General features: G+C 65.6%; 1 pseudogene. It reads right to left on the bottom strand.

The features are described 5' to 3' along the window. Positions 1-55 precede the first annotated feature (55 nt). Positions 56-980 (bottom strand): annotated as a pseudogene (locus PUT78_RS23620) (IS5 family transposase). Between the last annotated feature and the right edge of the window lie 67 nt (positions 981-1,047).

Here is a 1,047-nt window from a genome sequence, read left to right on the forward strand (position 1 = left end):
GGGCGTTGTTGCGCAACTCGCGCTTGAGGCGTGACTGCCCCTTTCCCTACTGACGTCATGCCACGCGGACGATCTCGGCGGTGCCGAGGGCGTTGAAGCGGTTCATGAGGGCGATGCGGATGTGGATTTCGGCGGTCTGGCGGTCGGGGTCTCGTGCCATGATGCGCTCGCCGAAGGCTTTCAGGCAACGCATCCTCGCCTCGATCCGGCTGCGGGCATGGTAGCCTGTCCAGCGTTTCCAGAACGCCCGGCCGTAGTGTCGGGTGGCGCGCAGGGTTTCGTTGCGGACCTTTGCGACCGGGCAATCCTCCTTCCATAGCCGCCCGTTCCTGCGGATCGGGATGATCGGAACCGCGTCACATGCGATGATGGCGCTGTGGCAGCGGCGCGTGTCATAGGCGCCGTCCGCGGTCACCGTGCCGATCTGTTCGTCGGCCGGGATCTGCCCGAGCAGGTCCGGGAGCACGGGGCTGTCGCCGTCGCGGCTGGGCGTGAATTCCACGGCCCGGATGTCGGACGTGGCCGGGTCCATCGCCAGATGCACCTTGCGCCATTGGCGTCGACCCTGAACGCCGTGCTTGCGCGCCTGCCATTCGCCATCGCCGAGGAACTTGATGCCTGTGCTATCCACCAGCAGGTTCAGCGGCACGGCGATACGGGACCTGCACGGCCAGGGTCTTCTGCCGGCGGCACAGGGTGGAAAAGTCCGGCACCGGCCAGTCCAGCCCCGCCAGCTTCAGCAGGCTCGCGACCATCCCCGCGGTCTGGCGCAAGGGAAGCTTGAACAGCACTTTGATCGAAAGGCAGAATTGTATGGCCGCATCGGAAAACACCGGCGGACGTCCGGGCCGCCCGTCACGCGGCGCGCGCCAGGTCATGTCCTTGTCAACCCAGATCAGCAGCGACCCCCGCTTCCGCAGCGACGCGTTGTAGCTGGACCAGTTCGTCGTGCGGTAGCGGGCGGGAAATGGCTTGCTCATGCAGCGCGTCTAACAGCATGGATTCGCGAAGTGAATCCTCCGTCGTCAGACTTTTGCAACAACGCCC

This window comes from Roseinatronobacter alkalisoli (assembly GCF_028745735.1).
GTDB lineage: Bacteria > Pseudomonadota > Alphaproteobacteria > Rhodobacterales > Rhodobacteraceae > Roseinatronobacter > Roseinatronobacter alkalisoli.